Consider the following 15468-nt stretch of genomic DNA (forward strand, 5'->3'; position numbering starts at 1 on the left):
GCCCGGAAGGCGAGGCCAAGCAGATCGGAGACCTTCATGAACATCCTTATTCTCGGCAGCGGCGGGCGCGAACACAGCCTCGCCTGGGCGGTGATGCAAAACCCCAAATGTGACCGACTGATCGTTGCGCCGGGAAATGCCGGGATCGCTCAGATCGCCGAGTGCGCAGCGCTGGATATCGAGAACGGTGGCGCGGTCGTCAGCTTTGCCGAAGAGAACGCGATTGATTTCGTGATCGTCGGCCCCGAGGCCCCCTTGGCCGCCGGTGTCGCAGATCGGCTGCGTGAAGCGGGCGTTCTGGTCTTTGGCCCGTCTGCCGATGCGGCTCAACTGGAGGCGTCAAAGAGCTTTACCAAGGAAATCTGTGACGCCTCGAATGCGCCTACGGCAGCTTATGCCCGGTTCACTGAGGCTGAGCCCGCCAAAACCTATATCCGCGAACAAGGCGCGCCTATCGTCGTCAAGGCTGATGGTCTGGCGGCAGGCAAAGGCGTGATCGTCGCGATGGACGAACAGACGGCGTTGGACGCCATCGACGACATGTTCGGCGGCGCGTTCGGAGGTGCAGGGGCCGAAGTGGTCATCGAAGAATTCATGGAGGGCGAAGAAGCGTCGTTGTTCGTGTTGTGTGATGGTGAGGACATTCTGTCCATCGGCACAGCCCAAGACCACAAACGTGTCGGAGAGGGTGACACAGGTTTGAACACCGGCGGCATGGGTGCGTATTCCCCCGCGCCAGTTCTGAGTGCCGAGATCGAAACGCGAGCAATGGAAGAGATCGTGCGCCCGACCATGGCCGAAATGAAGCGCCGCGGCATGCCATTTCAGGGCGTTCTGTACGCGGGTTTGATGATCAAGGACGGTCAGCCTCGGCTGGTTGAATACAATGTTCGATTTGGCGATCCGGAATGCCAGGTCCTGATGATGCGGCTTGGAGCGCAAGTTTTAGACCTGCTGCACGCCGCTGCCGAAGGGCGGTTGAGCGAGACGCAGGTGAACTGGGCCGACGACCACGCAATGACGGTTGTAATGGCGGCGCAGGGGTATCCCGGAAACTATACTAAAGGAACCGTAATCAAAGGTTTGGATGCGCTTCCTGAAGACAGCAGTAACATGGTCTTTCACGCAGGCACCAAGGCCGTTGATGGGCAGTTGCAGGCTGCGGGCGGACGGGTTCTGAACGTCACCGCGCGCGGTGAGACGCTAAAAGAAGCGAGGGATCGGGTTTACGAGATGGTCGAAGGTGTTGATTGGCCAGAAGGCTACTATCGTCGCGACATAGGGTGGCGGGCGCTCTAAGGGACTGATCGGCTAGGGGGCTTTGCCCCCTCGGCCTGCGGCCTCGCCCCCCAAGGTATTTTTAGCCAGATGAAATAGCGGATCAGCAGGTCGTGGCACGCTTCAGGCTTTTGGGGCCAGTGAAGGGGCCGAGGTCAGTGGAGATCCAGTCTTGCTGGAATGAGACGCTTTTGACACGCGTCCAGTTGTCATTGACGAGTATCAATTCCGGGGTGTCGCCGCAGTCACGCAGGCCGCCCGAGATAAAATCCTCGCCGATGCGATGATTGGTGAGGTTGGGCAGCGAGGCGATCTCGGTCAGCTTTCCATTTTCGAAGCGCCAGATGCGTAAGGTTTTGGCCAAATGCGGGCGGTCGACATAGGCAATTTCGATATTCCCATCCCCATCCAGGTCGGCGGCTCCGACCGGAGCAAGCCAGCGGAAGCGGGTGCCGATATGGGGCGTGGCGGCGATCTTTTCGCCACGTGAGTCGTAGATTGCCAGCTGTGCACCTTCACGAATACTGGATTCGATGACGATGACTTCGGATGTGCCGTCCTGATCGACATCGACGATGCGCGGCTCCAGGTCTTCGAAGACGCGATCAAACGGTAGATTGACCGTGACTGTCGAGTATTCGGAGGCGGGCTGGTTCAGACGTCTCTGGGACGCAGCGTTGGAAGCCGTAATCTCCAGCGTGCCATATTCGATGTTATCGCCCAAGACTCCATGAGCGTAACGATCTGTTGGTTCAGTGAAACGTGCGCTTATGGCAGTTTCGGCAGCCGCGGAGGCCACGCCGGCCAGCCACGCGCACACCCCGAATAGCGCGCCGCGCGCCCGACCTTGCCAAACGCGGACGGGCAGGCGCGGCGCTTTGGAGGGCATTAGATTTGCTTTTCGGGCATCTGAACGACGAGGCCATCCAATTCGTCGGTGACTTTGATCTGGCAGGTCAGGCGAGAACGGGCGGGGTCGGGCTCGTAGGCAAAGTCCAGCATGTCCTCTTCCATGTCATCCTTGGCAGGAACCTTCTCGACCCAGTCTGGGTGGATGTAGACATGGCAGGTCGAACAGGCGCAGGCGCCGCCGCAGTCGGCCTCGATGCCGGGGATATTGTTGTCGCGGGCACCTTCCATGACGGTCAGGCCGTTGGCGACGTCAACAGTGTGTTCGGTACCGCTGTGCTCGACATAGGTGATCTTTGCCATTGCGTGCGTCTTCCTCTTTCGCTTGTCGAATTCTTCCTTAGTGAAGGCATTTAGCTCTTTCCAGTCTCATTTGCGACTCGTCGCGCCGCCTCTGGACTTTCCTTACGTATGTTCTATCTTTGTTCCCATGATTGTGCTGTCTGCCCGCCCTGCATCCTCGGACCGGACCTGGCCACGCCCACCCGCGTGCCTGCCGGCCAATCGGCTGGATGACCCACCCGACGGCGCGCTGGTGGCCGTTGCGGGGCTGGTGATCCTGCGGCAGAGGCCGGGCACTGCCAAGGGCGTGATCTTTGTCACGCTTGAGGATGAGACCGGCATCGTGAACGTGGTGGTCTGGCGCAAGATCTACGAACAATTCCGCCGTGCGGTGATTTCGGGAAGGCTGCTGCGGGTCACTGGTCGGATGCAGCGGGCGCATTCGGTGACTCATGTGATCGCGGAAGAGGTCGAGGATATCTCGGGAATGCTGGATGTGCTGGTGCGGGGGGAGCATAAACCGCCAACATAACGGCGGGTGCCTGCCAAACTGACATCAGTTGGTTGGAAACGTCATGATTTCGCCAAACTTAAGTGAAGAAAGTGCTGCAACTTAAAGGCGATAAATTATGAACAACAAGTATTTTTACCGTATTATCCGGTTGCGCAGACTCATCATAGCCTGTCTTTTGGCCATATTCGTACAATGGTCACTTGGCTGGTGGCTCTTTGGGCCTTCTGCATTGTTACAGGCCCCCCTGATCCGAGCTGGTGCAGCCCTGTTCTGTATTACGGTCATTATGAGTTTAGTACTTACTTATCCGCGCGTCTGGTGGGAAACGCTTACCACAGCAATTGTGCTTGGGCTGGTTCTGATGCTCTTTCCACTATTCGAAACCTTGCAGGCAACCGCGCCGGACCACAATCGCGGACAAGCCACTGCCTGGTTGATTTTCGGAGTCGTATTCGGCGGATTTTTTTTGTGGCTCGGGCTGAATTGGCTACCCAGTACATTTGAAAAATACTCTCTCGGAACCAAGCGAATGTACTCGCGTATTCGAACGGGCATACCCCCGAATGAGGCGTTTCAAATTCTCAAATCCGCACCAGATAGCGCCGATGATCGCACTAAATCCGGTCCTGTGGGTGAGAATGGGCTCTTTCTCGTTAACACCAACGTTAACACCGTGAACGCTGAGACCCTCGAGCCAGAGGTCGAGATGCTGAGCTATTACTGCAGGATAGAGCAGGAGGATGACCTCAATCAGGTAATTTCAGTATATCATGAGATTGATGGAGAGGCGCGTGTCGAGGTTGAATATCTCAGCGTCCGCCCTGCGGGGCGAATGACCATTTGCGAAAAACGCACAGTATTCGACCAAGCCAATATCCACGCGGAAGCAGGCTTCTGGCTTACGGACTTTGCGGGTGACCACATGTACGGGCAGTTGATGCGGGCACAAGGCCGCGAATCTATTGCACTGGTCGATCTTCCTCACACCTCTCCACTGGTTGGCCTTGCGCGATTTTTTGAACAATTCAACGATGACCCTCCAAGTCGCAGCGGTGGGTCAGTGTAGAAGCTATAGGCAGTCGTCAAGACCACAGCTCGGGCGCATTTCTTAGCGTTTGAACAAAACTTCTTGCGCCTGTTTGTCCCTATGATCGCCTCGCAGCTCGGCGTGTAATGCGCGTCCTGCCTGGACCGCCGGGCGGGCGCTCACCGTTTCAAGCCAGCGGGTGAAATGGGGTTTGTCCTCCAATATCTGCTGCTGACCTTCCCACAGGCTGGCCCAGCCCCAGATCGACATGTCGGCGATCGAGTAGAAATCGCCCGCGACGTATTCGTTCTCGGCCAGCCGTCGATCCAGCACGCCATACAGCCGCCCAACCTCTGCCCGATAGCGGTCTTTGGCGTAGGGTAGGTCCTGTGGTGGGTCCATGTTGGGCGCGTATTTCAGGAAGTGATGTGCCTGACCGGCCATCGGGCCGACGCCGCCCATCTGCCACATCAGCCATTCCTCGACTGCGATCCGGTCCCGCTCGGTTTTCCCATAGAAGCGCCCGGTTTTGCGAGCCAGATACATCAGGATCGCGCCGCTTTCGAACACCGAGATCGGTTCGCCGTCCGGGCCGTCAGGATCAACGATCGCGGGCATCCGATTGTTGGGGGCGATCTTCAGGAATTCGGGATCGAACTGATCGCCCTTGCCGATATTGATCAGGTGGGTGGTGTAGGGCAGCTCCATCTCTTCCAAGGCGATGGATACCTTCCAGCCATTCGGCGTGGGCCAGAAATACAGGTCGATCATGGCGTCTCCTCAAGTTGAGAAGATCATGAGGCTTTCTGTGCAAACGGCAAGAGGTCGTGCGGGCGAGGCAGCGCAAAAAGCCGTGACCAACGGCGGGCGGACTGTTCCGGGAAGCCGCCGCGCAGTTGGTGCAGGCTTAGGTGGTCCTGATTGCGCAACAGGGCGTTGTACAGGCGCAGAACGCCGGGACGGGTGTAACTGTACCAGTGGCAGACACGGCGTTGCGGGGCGCCGACCGGGAAGATCATGCGCGAATGATGGTCAAGCGTATCAGAGCAATCGATCTGCAGGGGCACCGCGTTTGGAGCGTCGAACCCGAGGCCGATGCTACGGTCGCCGCGCTGGGGTGGCTGGATCAGCCATTCATACATGAAATCAAACATGTCGTTTTCTCGGCTGGTCACGTTGATGAACTCGGCCTGACGACCTGCCGGGGTTTCCAGCGCGCTCAGCGTTCGGCTTTGATACGCGCCGCCGGTCATCGAAATGATGCGGCTCAGCGATCCGGTTTGGATGTGGTGCAGAGCTTCCAGCGCCAGTTCCGTACCCATCGAATGCTCGATGAAATGGATCGGTCGATTCGGGTTGAGACGGCGCAAGTAGCGGATCACATCCGCAAGCGCACGCCCGGCGTCAACGGCACGTCGGCGGCTCGCCGACAATGGTGCCCGCGCATTCCATCCAAAGGCGATGCCCAGGCCCTCATCATCGAAACCGGAGCCAAAGCCCGTTGTTGCGGACAGCTGGCGCAATGCCACGACATCGGCGTTGGGTGAGGGGACAAAAATATGCCGGTGCGGGCACGCCTTGCCGTCTTCTGGCCGATACTTGAAGCCGTGGGTCATGATGATGACCGGCCCCTGTGTATCTCGGGTCTGACGCAAGGCGCTGCGGGGTGATCGGGGGCTGCGGTGCCGGGTGACGGTGTCTCCGATGGCATTGATCCTGACAACTGGCTTGGCTCCGCCTCACACAAGATGTTGTGGTGCCGATGTGTCATAACGCTATAACGCTTTGGTGAAAGAGCGGTTACAGAACCGTGACGTTGCCCCAGTCAGGGTTGACGAATTCGCAAGTGCGGCGTAAGGGCAACGGCACCACGTGGCGATTTGTTACCGGATTGCGGGCCACGCTAAACAAAACCGCTAAAAGGTCAGGATGAAAGGCCCCTTTCGCTTGACCGCGTCTGGGGTTTTTTTGATGCCCTTGCCTGACAAGGGTCGAGAGGAATGAGATGAGCGAGAGCTGGAACAAACGCACCCAAGCCGTCCATGGCGGCACCCGTCGCAGCCAATACAATGAGGTCAGCGAAGCGATCTTTCTGACGCAAGGCTTTGTCTACGAGACGGCCGAGCAGGCCGAGGCGCGGTTCATTGAGACCGGCCCGGACGAGTTCATCTATGCCCGCTACGGCAACCCAACCGTGTCCATGTTCGAACAGCGTATTGCGGCGCTGGAAGGCGGAGAGGATGCGTTTGCCACTGCGTCGGGCATGGCTGCGGTAAACGCGGCACTGACCTCGATGCTGAAGGCGGGCGATCATGTGGTGTCGGCCAAAGCTTTGTTCGGGTCGTGCCTGTATATCCTCGAGAACATCCTGACCCGCTTTGGTGTTGAGGTTACGTTTGTGGACGGCACCGATCTGGACGCGTGGCAGACCGCTATCCGGCCGGACACGAAAGCCGTGTTCTTCGAATCCATGTCGAACCCAACGCTCGAGGTGATCGACATCGCGGCAGTTGCCGAGCTGGCTCATGCGGTTGATGCGCTTGTGATCGTGGACAATGTCTTTTCCACGCCTGTCTTCTCGCGCGCGATCGAGCAGGGGGCCGACGTTGTCGTCTACTCCGCGACCAAGCATATCGACGGTCAGGGGCGTGCTCTGGGCGGTGTCATCATCGGTACCAAGGACTTCATCCGGGGAACCGTTGAACCCTATCTGAAACACACCGGCGGCGCGTTGAGCCCGTTCAATGCCTGGATCATGCTGAAAGGTCTCGAGACAATGGCGCTGCGCGTTAACGCTCAGGCCGAGACAGCGCAGGTTATTGCCGAGGCGCTGGAAGGGCATTCGGCGCTTGAACGCACCTTGTATCCCGGCCTGAAAACCCACGCTCAGAATGCGTTGGTTCAGACCCAGCTGGGCGGCAAGGGCGGAACCGTTCTGTCGCTGGATATCAAAGGCGGTAAGGAAGCTGCGTTTGCGTTCCTGAACGCGCTGACAATCCCGGTGATCTCCAACAATCTGGGGGATGCCAAATCGATCGCGACACACCCGGCCACGACCACCCACCAGCGGCTGAGTGATGAGCAGAAGGACGAGTTGGGCATTACACCCGGCCTCATTCGCTTTTCCGTGGGGTTGGAAGATGCCGGCGATTTGCTTGCCGACATCAAACAGGCCCTGGATGTGTCGCAACGTTAACAGCGACGGCGGTTTACCGAAATCCGGATCGAAACTAAGTGAAAATGACGCAACTCATGCGTTATTCGCCGAATTTCGATCCGGACTGTGATTTCCAGCGTATAAAGGTACACTGGAAAACGCGCCGAAGCTGTATATAGTCCGGCGATCAACCGAGGAACCCGATCGATGAACGTGCACCCCCGCGACATTGAGGACACGCCCGGCAACGACGAAGCCGAAGCCGCACTGAAGACATTGCGGAAGTGGGCCGAGTCAGCGACCGAAACCGAGATCAGTCAGCTGGACCCGGCGATTGCTCGGCTGGTGCCCGGTCTGGTTCCGGTAAATTACCCGTCGTTATCGCGTAACTACCCCGAGGGGTTCGCAGTCGACAGCGCGTATCGCGCCACATTGCCGGACCTACAAAACGGTCCGTCCAGCCTGATCCGCGGTGCCAAGCAACAGATCCAGCATGTCGGGATTTCCAATTTCCGCCTGCCGATCCGGTTCCATCGCAAGCATGGCGAAGACTTAACGCTCGAAACCTCGATCACCGGAACGGTTAGCCTTGATGCCGAAAAGAAAGGTATCAACATGTCCCGGATCATGCGCTCGTTCTACAAGCATGCCGAACGCACCTTCAGCTTTGAGGTGATGGAAGCGGCGCTTGATGACTACATATCCGACTTGGACAGTTTCGACGCACGTATTCAGATGCGGTTTTCGTACCCTGACCGGGTAAAAAGCCTGCGATCTGGCCTGCAAGGGTACCAATACTACGACATCGCGCTTGAGCTGGTAGAACAGGGCGGCGTGCGTCAGAAGATCATGCATCTGGACTATGTCTACTCTTCGACTTGCCCTTGTTCGCTGGAGCTCAGCGAACACGCGCGTTCAACTCGCGGGCAGCTGGCAACGCCGCATTCGCAGCGGTCGGTGGCCCGAATTTCGGTCGTGGTCGATTGTGACGCGGATTGTCTGTGGTTCGAGGACCTGATCGCCATTTGCCGACGTGCAGTGCCGACAGAAACCCAGGTGATGGTCAAACGCGAAGACGAACAAGCCTTTGCAGAGCTCAATGCCGCCAACCCGATCTTCGTCGAAGATGCGGCCCGTCTGTTCTGCGCCGAGTTGCTGGCCGACCACCATGTCGGCGATTTCCGTGTGGTTGCCAGCCATCAGGAAAGTCTGCACAGCCACGACGCGGTCTCGGTTCTGACGGAAGGTCCGACCTTTGTTTCGGCCAGCCTGGATCCAAGGATGTTCAGCACTCTGTTCCACGTCGGGTGACCGTTCAGAACAGACAATAAAAGTATCAAAGTTAGACTAACGGCGGTTTTCCGCCGCAGCGCAGCGAATATTGCTGCGCTCGCACGGTTGTTCGCGGTACACTGGCACGGAATGCAGCCGTGGCAGGTGCGCATTTTTTGCAGGGTCTGCCACCCTGAAAGGAAGCTGGGACGTGCGACGCTCAGAGTTGCTTGACTGCGCAATCCGCCCGAGAAATCGGGACGGGCAGGGCCCTTCACTCTTTTGTCGGCTGCATCGATTTCAGAGGAGAACTAACGTATGAACCCGATTTCCCAACCGCTGGAGTTTCAGGCTGCGGCCATTCGTATGGCCGGATATGCGGTTAGCAACCAAATGAAAATAATGCAGATTTTGACCCGCTCGGCAATGGAACTGCCGTTTGTGTCAGTGCACGCTTTGCACGCGTCAGCCGCAGCTCCGACACCGGTTGCACCATCGGAACAGGTCAAACCCAAGGCAAAACCGGCTGCAAAGGCCAAGCCAGCGCCGGTCGCGAAACCCAAGCCCGTCGCCCGCAAGAAAACGGTTACCAAACCAAAGGTCGAATCACCCAAGCCGGCCGCGCCAAAGACGGCTCCGGTAGCGGCAAAAACTGCCGAGGTTCCAAGTAAACCGGTGGCAAAACCCGCTGTCGCGAAAAATCAGCCGGCAGCGAAACCAGCAATAGCTGCCAAACCGAAGCCGGTTGCGCAAAAACCGGCGGTCGCGAAAACGCCTGCGCCTAAAGCTCAGGCCGCCAAGCCAACGCCGCCTCAGGTGAGCGTCAAGACCGAGGCGCCAAAGGCTCCGGTCAAGCCGGCCGTTAAACCAGTTGAGGCCCAGCCGGCAAACGTAAATCCGTCGGTTGCTGCGTCTGAGGCGGCAAAACCGGCAACGTCTCAAGCGGCTGAGGCTCCGGTGCGTCGTACACGGGCACCGTCCAAACCGCCTGCGATGCCATCACCTGCGGTTAAAACGAAAGAGTAAAACCGGACACCGCTTGACACAGTCGTGCAGGCGCGCCAACGCTGCGCCTCATGACGGACATGCGCCCGGTTGGATATGTGATTGGCCTGTTGGTCGCCATTCTTGGGGCGACCATGATGCTGCCCATGCTTGCGGACTTCATTGAAGGCCGGGGTGAGTGGCACGTGTTTCTGGAAAGCGGCGTCATCACGATTCTGACCGGCGTCATTCTGGCGATGAGCTGTTCCAACGGGGTGGGCGAAGGTCTGACGATCCGTCAAACCTTTTTGCTGACCACCGGCGTTTGGGTCGCGCTGCCCTTTTTCGGAGCGATACCGTTCCTGTTCGGTGAGACCGAACTGCGTTTTGTCGATGCTTACTTCGAGGCAATGTCTGGTCTGACGACAACCGGTTCGACCGTTCTCTCGGGGCTCGATAACCTGCCGCGGGGCCTGTTGCTGTGGCGGGGATTGCTGCAATGGCTTGGCGGTATCGGCATCATCGTCGTAGCAATGGTTTTCCTGCCCGAACTTCGCGTCGGTGGTATGCAGATCTTCCGATCGGAAGGATTTGAAACCATGGGGAAAATCTTGCCGCGCGCGCAGGAGATCGCGGGCCAGATTTCTCTGATCTACGTCTTTTTGACCGTTGTCTGCGCTTTGGTTTACGCGGGCCTGGGGATGGGTTTTTTTGATGCCGTGGTTCATTCACTGACGACCATTTCAACCGGTGGCTTCTCGAACTACGATGCGTCCTTTGGGACGTTTTCCGGCCCTGCCGAATATGCGGCCTCGGTCTTCATGATCCTGGCGGCGCTGCCATTCGTCCGATATGTCCAGTTCGCAAATGGCAATACGAAATCGATTTTTCGCGACAGTCAGATTCGAACTTTCCTGGCTACTATTTTGGTATTGGTTGTCATCATGGCAGTCTTTCTGACGTCTGTCTTTCCACATCATTGGGAACAGGCCGTTCGGGAGTCCTTGTTCAACATAACGTCGATCATTTCTGGCACGGGCTATGCCAGCGTCGACTATATGGGCTGGGGCAGCTTTCCGATCATGATGTTCTTTCTGATCGGTCTGATCGGCGGGTGCGCGGGGTCTACCGCCTGTTCGATCAAGATCTTCCGGTATCAGCTGCTGTTTGCCTCGATCAAAACCCAGATCCGCCGGATTCGTACACCACATGGTGTCTTTACACCTCAGTATGACGGCCGCACGATTGGGCCTGATGTTCTGACCTCTGTGATGAGCTTTTTCATGTTTTTCGTGGTTTCGCTGGGTGTGCTCGCCTGGGCGCTGGCGCTGACAGGACTGGATTTCATCACATCGGTCTCTGGGGCAGCCACAGCTTTGGCCAATGTCGGGCCGGGGCTGGGGGATAAAATCGGACCGGCTGGCAACTTTGCGGGGCTCAGTGACACCGCCAAGTGGTTGCTTTCTATCGGTATGTTGGTCGGACGGCTTGAGCTGTTGGCCGTCTACGCTCTGTTCACTGTCCAATTCTGGAGAAACTGATGAAAAGACCCCTTGGTGCGCAAATTTCGCATATGCTCAGGGATCGCGGTGTGGATGTCATCTTTGGCATTCCCGGCGTGCATAATCAGGAAATGTATCGCGGGATCGAAGAGGCGGGCATTACGCACGTTTTAGCCCGGCACGAGCAGGGCGCGGGCTTCATGGCCGATGGCTATGCTCGAGCGACTGGAAAGCCGGGCGTCGCCTATGTCATCACGGGGCCAGGGCTGTGCAATATCATGACGCCGATGGGGCAGGCCTATACGGATTCGGTGCCGATGCTGGTTTTGTCGTCCTGTCTGGACGAAGCGCAGGCTGTGCATGGCCAATTGCATCAGATGAAAGATCAGCGGGCGGCAGCCGAAACCGTGACTGACTGGTCGCGTCAGGCCAATACGGCTGAGGCAGCCTATGGGTTGGTTGAACGCGCCTTCGAGGAATTCGAACTCAGCCGCCCACGTCCAAAGCATATTCAGGTGCCTATTGCGCAGCTCGAAGCTGACGCTGACCCTGCACCGTTTCCAAACCAACCTGCGTTGCCGACAAAGGTCCTGCCGCCGGACATTGCACCAGTGATGTCCATGCTGAATATCGCGCGGCGTCCATTGTTTATTCTAGGCGGCGGGGCACGATCCAACTTGTGGCGGCAGATCCTGACTGAATTGGGTGCGGCCTGTTTCACCACCTATGCCGGGCGTGGAATGGCCGGGCTGGGTTATGCACTGGATTTTGGAGCCATGCTTCCACGACCAGGCAGCGCGGATTTCATCGCCTCAGCAGATCTTGTGGTCGTGGTGGGCGCGGAATTGGGCGAAGTGGACCTGTGGCGCGATTCATTGGGCAACTCTGCCAATCTGGTGCGCGTCGATCTCGATCCGAAAGTTCTGTCTGATCGCCACCGGGCAGCGGTCAAGCTGCAGGCAGATGGTGAAAGCTTTGCTCGCGCGCTTTTGGAAGCCACTGATCATGTGAAACCTGCGACCGGCTGGTCAGCGGCAGAAGTGGCCGAGGCGCGCAACCGCTGGCGGGCTGAGGTCGATGTGGAACGCCCTGGCATTGTTCCGGTCATGGACGCATTGCGCGAAGCCATGCCGGGCGACACCATGATCTATTCAGACATGACCCAGTTCGCCTACGTCGCCAAAGAAGTCTGGGACATGGCTTATCCCTACCATTGGCACCACCCAACGGGGTTCGGCACTTTGGGCTATGCGCTACCGGCTGGGATTGGTGGGGCTGTGGCCCGCAGGGGGAAACCGACTGCGGTAATCGCTGGCGATTATGGTTTTCATTATACAATGCAGGAGCTTGGCGTCGCCGTCGAAATGGGCCTGTCTCTGCCGATCATCCTTTGGGACAATGGGAAACTCAAAGAGATCGAAGACAGCATGGTCAGGGGACAGATCGCCGCGAATGCAGTCGTGGCCCGCAACCCGGATTTCTGTAAATTGGCCGAGGCGTTTGGCGCTTTGTCGGCTGCGCCGTCCAATCTGGACGAGATGCAGGCCGCAGTTCGTTCGGCATTCGACGCGCCGGTTCCGACCCTGATCCGCGTCACGCCGGATATCCTCTAGCCAACAAAAAGCGCCGCCCGAAAGAGCGGCGCTTGTTTCTCACTTGGCGCGTATCAATCCCAGCAATGGACCAAAACGGTCATCCCGGTGGCACGTCGGCTAAGCTCGTTGGGGGAAACTTGTGCTGCGGATTGGCCCGATTGGCCCGACACTCCGGCCTTGGCTAATGCCTCGTTTAGTCGGTTCGCAGTGGCGGCAAGGCTGACGGTTTCGGGCAGGGTGCGCCCCTCGGTCGGCGTCGGCAGCAGCATGCCAACAACCTGGCCATTGCCGTCAAAAACCGGCCCGCCAGCGTCGCCCGGCTGAGCTGCCAGCGCCAGACGCTTTACTCCGTCTTCGCCATTCAATCCGCGCAGGTCAGCGATTTGGCCGTAGGTGAGCGTCGGCGCACCCAATGCGCCTTGATAGGAAAACCCGGACACTGCGACCTCGGATTGGATGCGTGGAGCGTCTGTGCTGAATTCTGCCACGTTGACCGGAACCAGATTACGGTTGGGCCGCAGAACAGCGATTCCCAGATCCGCGTCCGACCAGGCGACCTGAAGCTCCTGATCGCCATCCAGCGTGATACGCGTGCAGTTATTGACCGCCTCGGACACGGTCAGGACAGTGCCAGCGGCGTCGGCAAAAAAGCCCGAGCGGGACAGGCGAGGTTTGCGGATCTGCAGGCCTGAGACCAGATCGATACGTTGCTCAGCGTCCGCTCCGGCCGAAGCGTCCAGCACCGCGCCGGTTGGCGTGAAGCTGGCCTTGATTGCCGCCAGCACTCTGGCCCAACGGGCATCGTCGCCCTCGGGCCAAACCAGGGTAAATCCTTTGATCTGGCCGTTATCCAGCCGCGCCTCGCTATAGGACACGATTCCGTTGCCGCGACCTTCAAGGGTAAAGCTGTCGCCACGCAACTGCCGGGGGCCGTCGAGCGGAACGATTTCCAGCGACTGCATCACCTCGTACAAGGCGCGCAACGTGGCTTTGTCGCCTTTCTGGCTGATCAGCAGAGCCTTTGCGCCCAGATCGGTCGAGTTGTTGAAGTGGACAAACGGTGCTTCGTACCGGTCAAACGCAATGACACCCATCGGCAGATCTACATTGATACCGGCCTGCGCGTCCGAATGGCGATCCATCCCCACGCTCAGCAGGGGGGCGTTAAAGTCATCCATCAGTGCTTTACGCTGCGCGGTCGTCAAAACGCCGGTCGCCTCGTAGCCGTTAAACCGCTGCCAATCGCCCATCGAACGGCGCGTGCCTTGACCAAACGCACCGTCGATTGTCGAGTTATAGAAGCCAGCCGCCTGAAGCGCGGTCTGCAGGTCCTGACGTTCTTTCGCGGTCAGCAGGCGTTCGCTTTGCAAAGCTTGCGACCGCGTTTCATCAGACGCCTGCGGTGTCAGCCCGACCGACGGCTGTTCCGGCTGGGGTTCAACGGGGGCCGTCACGACACCCCGGTCGAGGATATTCGCGCCGATTGGCCAGAATTGCTGACCCAGCGCATTCGAGAATGCGATGTAGCTGTCTGCCGGTATCTGCCCCTCGGCCCGGTAAACACGCAAAACCTGCTCGGCGTCATTGCGCAAATAGGGCCCGATAACAATGGCATACCAACCAGAGTTCAGACGAAATCCGTTTACGTCAGGCAGGAAATTTGCATATGCCTGCGCCCGTTCCTGCGCTTCACGCAGCGACGGTTGCGCTTCGACCTGTACCCACACACCAGCATCCTGCTGTGCAAAAACGGCTCGCGTGCCGCATAGAAAAAGAAACAATATAGCCGTGAATATGCGTGTCATTGTCTGCCCGTGTCCGCAGTGTTTTATCTTTGCCGGAGACTACGCGATTTGATGCGCGGAACGCCATGCCCGGAATACGGGGAATTTCCAGTGTGGCCGCGCAGTGACAGCATGGGCGCTGACGCCCGTTGACGCCCGTTGGCCCCTTGCATAGGAAGGACAAAACCGACCGGAACAGGGCGCGGATGTGCCCAAAGGGAATGTCATGACCGAACCGTCCAGCGCACCACGTTCTTTTCAGGAGATTATCCTGCGACTGCAGTCCTATTGGGCCTCGAAAGGCTGCGCCATTCTGCAGTCTTATGACATGGAGGTCGGGGCAGGGACATTCCACCCGGCGACGACTTTGCGCGCTCTGGGCTCCAAAGCCTGGGCTGCAGCTTACGTTCAACCCTCGCGCCGCCCGACGGACGGACGCTACGGTGAGAACCCGAACCGGTTGCAGCACTATTACCAGTATCAGGTGCTGATCAAACCCAGCCCGCCGGATCTGCAGGAACTGTATCTGGGCTCGCTCGAGGCGATCGGCATCGACATGAACCTGCACGACATCCGATTTGTCGAGGATGACTGGGAAAGCCCAACCCTTGGCGCCTGGGGTCTTGGTTGGGAAGTTTGGTGCGACGGTATGGAAGTCAGCCAATTCACCTATTTCCAACAGGTTGGCGGTCACGATTGCGCGCCGGTTTCGGGCGAGTTGACCTATGGTTTGGAGCGTCTGGCAATGTATGTGCTTGGCATTGACCACGTGATGGACATGCCCTTCAACGACCCTCAGTCGCCCAGCCCGCTGACCTATGGCGACATCTTTAAGCAGACCGAAGAAGAATACGCCCGCTGGAACTTTGACGTGGCCAACACCGAGGTTCTGCTGCGCCACTTCGAAGAGGCTGAGGCCGAATGCGCGGCCATTCTGGCGCAGGAACATGACGACCCAAAGACTGGCAAGCGCATCATCATGGCGCACCCGGCTTATGATCAGTGCATCAAGGCCAGCCACGTGTTCAATCTGCTCGACGCGCGCGGCGTGATCTCGGTAACCGAGCGCCAGGCCTATATCGGGCGAGTGCGGGCTTTGGCGAAACAATGCGCGGATGCATTTCTGTTGACCGAGGCAGCCGGGTTCGAGGCTTAATGCGCCGC

14 protein-coding genes and 1 riboswitch are annotated in these 15468 nt (G+C 58.4%); of the genes, 9 read left to right on the top strand and 5 right to left on the bottom strand.

All coding sequences use genetic code 11. From position 1 onward, the window contains the following. Positions 1-36: 36 nt before the first annotated feature. On the top strand, positions 37-1299 hold the full coding sequence (gene purD / locus ACR0AA_RS05855; protein ID WP_480661253.1) for a phosphoribosylamine--glycine ligase: 1263 nt from the start codon (positions 37-39) through the stop codon (positions 1297-1299). Between the two features lie 82 nt (positions 1300-1381). Here purD and ACR0AA_RS05860 read toward each other — a convergent pair whose 3' ends face one another. Together ACR0AA_RS05860 and ACR0AA_RS05865 are read right to left on the bottom strand one after the other, a co-directional pair. After that, the gene (locus ACR0AA_RS05860; protein ID WP_480661254.1) at positions 1382-2002 is read right to left on the bottom strand and encodes an FG-GAP repeat domain-containing protein; all 621 of its coding nucleotides are present in this window, start codon (positions 2000-2002) and stop codon (positions 1382-1384) included. Between the two features lie 164 nt (positions 2003-2166). Further along, on the bottom strand, positions 2167-2490 hold the full coding sequence (locus tag ACR0AA_RS05865; protein WP_480661255.1) for a 2Fe-2S iron-sulfur cluster-binding protein: 324 nt from the start codon (positions 2488-2490) through the stop codon (positions 2167-2169). 127 nt (positions 2491-2617) lie between these two features. Here ACR0AA_RS05865 and ACR0AA_RS05870 point away from each other — a divergent pair, with 127 nt between their 5' ends. Beyond that, positions 2618-3001: an OB-fold nucleic acid binding domain-containing protein gene (locus ACR0AA_RS05870; RefSeq protein WP_480661256.1), complete on the top strand. Its 384-nt coding sequence runs from the start codon at positions 2618-2620 to the stop codon at positions 2999-3001. A gap of 97 nt (positions 3002-3098) precedes the next feature. Further along, complete coding sequence (locus tag ACR0AA_RS05875) at positions 3099-4049, top strand: hypothetical protein (protein WP_480661257.1); 951 nt, start codon at positions 3099-3101, stop codon at positions 4047-4049. A 42-nt stretch (positions 4050-4091) separates the two neighbouring features. Here ACR0AA_RS05875 and ACR0AA_RS05880 read toward each other — a convergent pair whose 3' ends face one another. Both ACR0AA_RS05880 and ACR0AA_RS05885 read right to left on the bottom strand, forming a co-directional pair. Next, on the bottom strand, positions 4092-4781 hold the full coding sequence (locus tag ACR0AA_RS05880; RefSeq protein ID WP_480755636.1) for a glutathione S-transferase N-terminal domain-containing protein: 690 nt from the start codon (positions 4779-4781) through the stop codon (positions 4092-4094). A 23-nt stretch (positions 4782-4804) separates the two neighbouring features. Beyond that, positions 4805-5665 (bottom strand): alpha/beta hydrolase, encoded by an 861-nt coding sequence (locus ACR0AA_RS05885; RefSeq protein ID WP_480755637.1) that lies wholly within the window; start codon positions 5663-5665, stop codon positions 4805-4807. A 207-nt stretch (positions 5666-5872) separates the two neighbouring features. Next, positions 5873-5950: riboswitch (SAM riboswitch) on the top strand. Between the two features lie 65 nt (positions 5951-6015). On the opposite strand from ACR0AA_RS05885, the gene metZ reads away from it, so the two are divergent. From metZ to ACR0AA_RS05910, 5 genes are all read left to right on the top strand, one after another. Next, positions 6016-7206 (top strand): O-succinylhomoserine sulfhydrylase, encoded by a 1191-nt coding sequence (metZ, locus tag ACR0AA_RS05890; RefSeq protein WP_480755638.1) that lies wholly within the window; start codon positions 6016-6018, stop codon positions 7204-7206. 168 nt (positions 7207-7374) lie between these two features. Beyond that, positions 7375-8478: a GTP cyclohydrolase FolE2 gene (gene folE2, locus ACR0AA_RS05895; protein WP_480661261.1), complete on the top strand. Its 1104-nt coding sequence runs from the start codon at positions 7375-7377 to the stop codon at positions 8476-8478. A gap of 279 nt (positions 8479-8757) precedes the next feature. Continuing rightward, positions 8758-9465 carry a hypothetical protein gene (locus ACR0AA_RS05900; protein WP_480661262.1) on the top strand — a complete coding sequence of 236 codons (708 nt, stop codon included), beginning with the start codon at positions 8758-8760 and terminating at the stop codon, positions 9463-9465. 50 nt (positions 9466-9515) lie between these two features. Next, complete coding sequence (locus ACR0AA_RS05905; RefSeq protein ID WP_480755639.1) at positions 9516-10964, top strand: TrkH family potassium uptake protein; 1449 nt, start codon at positions 9516-9518, stop codon at positions 10962-10964. Continuing rightward, entirely contained in the window at positions 10964-12538 is a 1575-nt protein-coding gene (locus ACR0AA_RS05910) for a thiamine pyrophosphate-binding protein (protein ID WP_480755640.1), read from the top strand. The genes ACR0AA_RS05905 and ACR0AA_RS05910 overlap by 1 nt, the downstream gene beginning before the upstream one ends. 53 nt (positions 12539-12591) lie before the next feature. Here ACR0AA_RS05910 and ACR0AA_RS05915 read toward each other — a convergent pair whose 3' ends face one another. Beyond that, positions 12592-14325, bottom strand: a complete 1734-nt coding sequence (locus tag ACR0AA_RS05915; RefSeq protein ID WP_480755641.1) for a serine protease — start codon at positions 14323-14325, stop codon at positions 12592-12594. Positions 14326-14530: 205 nt separating this feature from the next. Here ACR0AA_RS05915 and ACR0AA_RS05920 point away from each other — a divergent pair, with 205 nt between their 5' ends. Beyond that, positions 14531-15460, top strand: coding sequence for a glycine--tRNA ligase subunit alpha (locus tag ACR0AA_RS05920; RefSeq protein ID WP_480661266.1), 930 nt, complete (start codon positions 14531-14533; stop codon positions 15458-15460). Positions 15461-15468 lie beyond the last annotated feature (8 nt).

The organism is Ruegeria sp. CE8 (genome assembly GCF_056537465.1).

What these genes read in the sequence shown, in the direction of transcription:
- purD (WP_480661253.1), top strand. Translation starts at nt 37, where the DNA reads ATGAACATCCTTATTCTCGGCAGCGGCGGGCGCGAACACAGCCTCGCC.
- ACR0AA_RS05865 (WP_480661255.1), bottom strand. Translation starts at nt 2,490, where the DNA reads ATGGCAAAGATCACCTATGTCGAGCACAGCGGTACCGAACACACTGTT.
- ACR0AA_RS05870 (WP_480661256.1), top strand. Translation starts at nt 2,618, where the DNA reads ATGATTGTGCTGTCTGCCCGCCCTGCATCCTCGGACCGGACCTGGCCA.
- ACR0AA_RS05875 (WP_480661257.1), top strand. Translation starts at nt 3,099, where the DNA reads ATGAACAACAAGTATTTTTACCGTATTATCCGGTTGCGCAGACTCATC.
- ACR0AA_RS05880 (WP_480755636.1), bottom strand. Translation starts at nt 4,781, where the DNA reads ATGATCGACCTGTATTTCTGGCCCACGCCGAATGGCTGGAAGGTATCC.
- metZ (WP_480755638.1), top strand. Translation starts at nt 6,016, where the DNA reads ATGAGCGAGAGCTGGAACAAACGCACCCAAGCCGTCCATGGCGGCACC.
- folE2 (WP_480661261.1), top strand. Translation starts at nt 7,375, where the DNA reads ATGAACGTGCACCCCCGCGACATTGAGGACACGCCCGGCAACGACGAA.
- ACR0AA_RS05900 (WP_480661262.1), top strand. Translation starts at nt 8,758, where the DNA reads ATGAACCCGATTTCCCAACCGCTGGAGTTTCAGGCTGCGGCCATTCGT.
- ACR0AA_RS05905 (WP_480755639.1), top strand. Translation starts at nt 9,516, where the DNA reads ATGACGGACATGCGCCCGGTTGGATATGTGATTGGCCTGTTGGTCGCC.
- ACR0AA_RS05910 (WP_480755640.1), top strand. Translation starts at nt 10,964, where the DNA reads ATGAAAAGACCCCTTGGTGCGCAAATTTCGCATATGCTCAGGGATCGC.
- ACR0AA_RS05915 (WP_480755641.1), bottom strand. Translation starts at nt 14,325, where the DNA reads ATGACACGCATATTCACGGCTATATTGTTTCTTTTTCTATGCGGCACG.
- ACR0AA_RS05920 (WP_480661266.1), top strand. Translation starts at nt 14,531, where the DNA reads ATGACCGAACCGTCCAGCGCACCACGTTCTTTTCAGGAGATTATCCTG.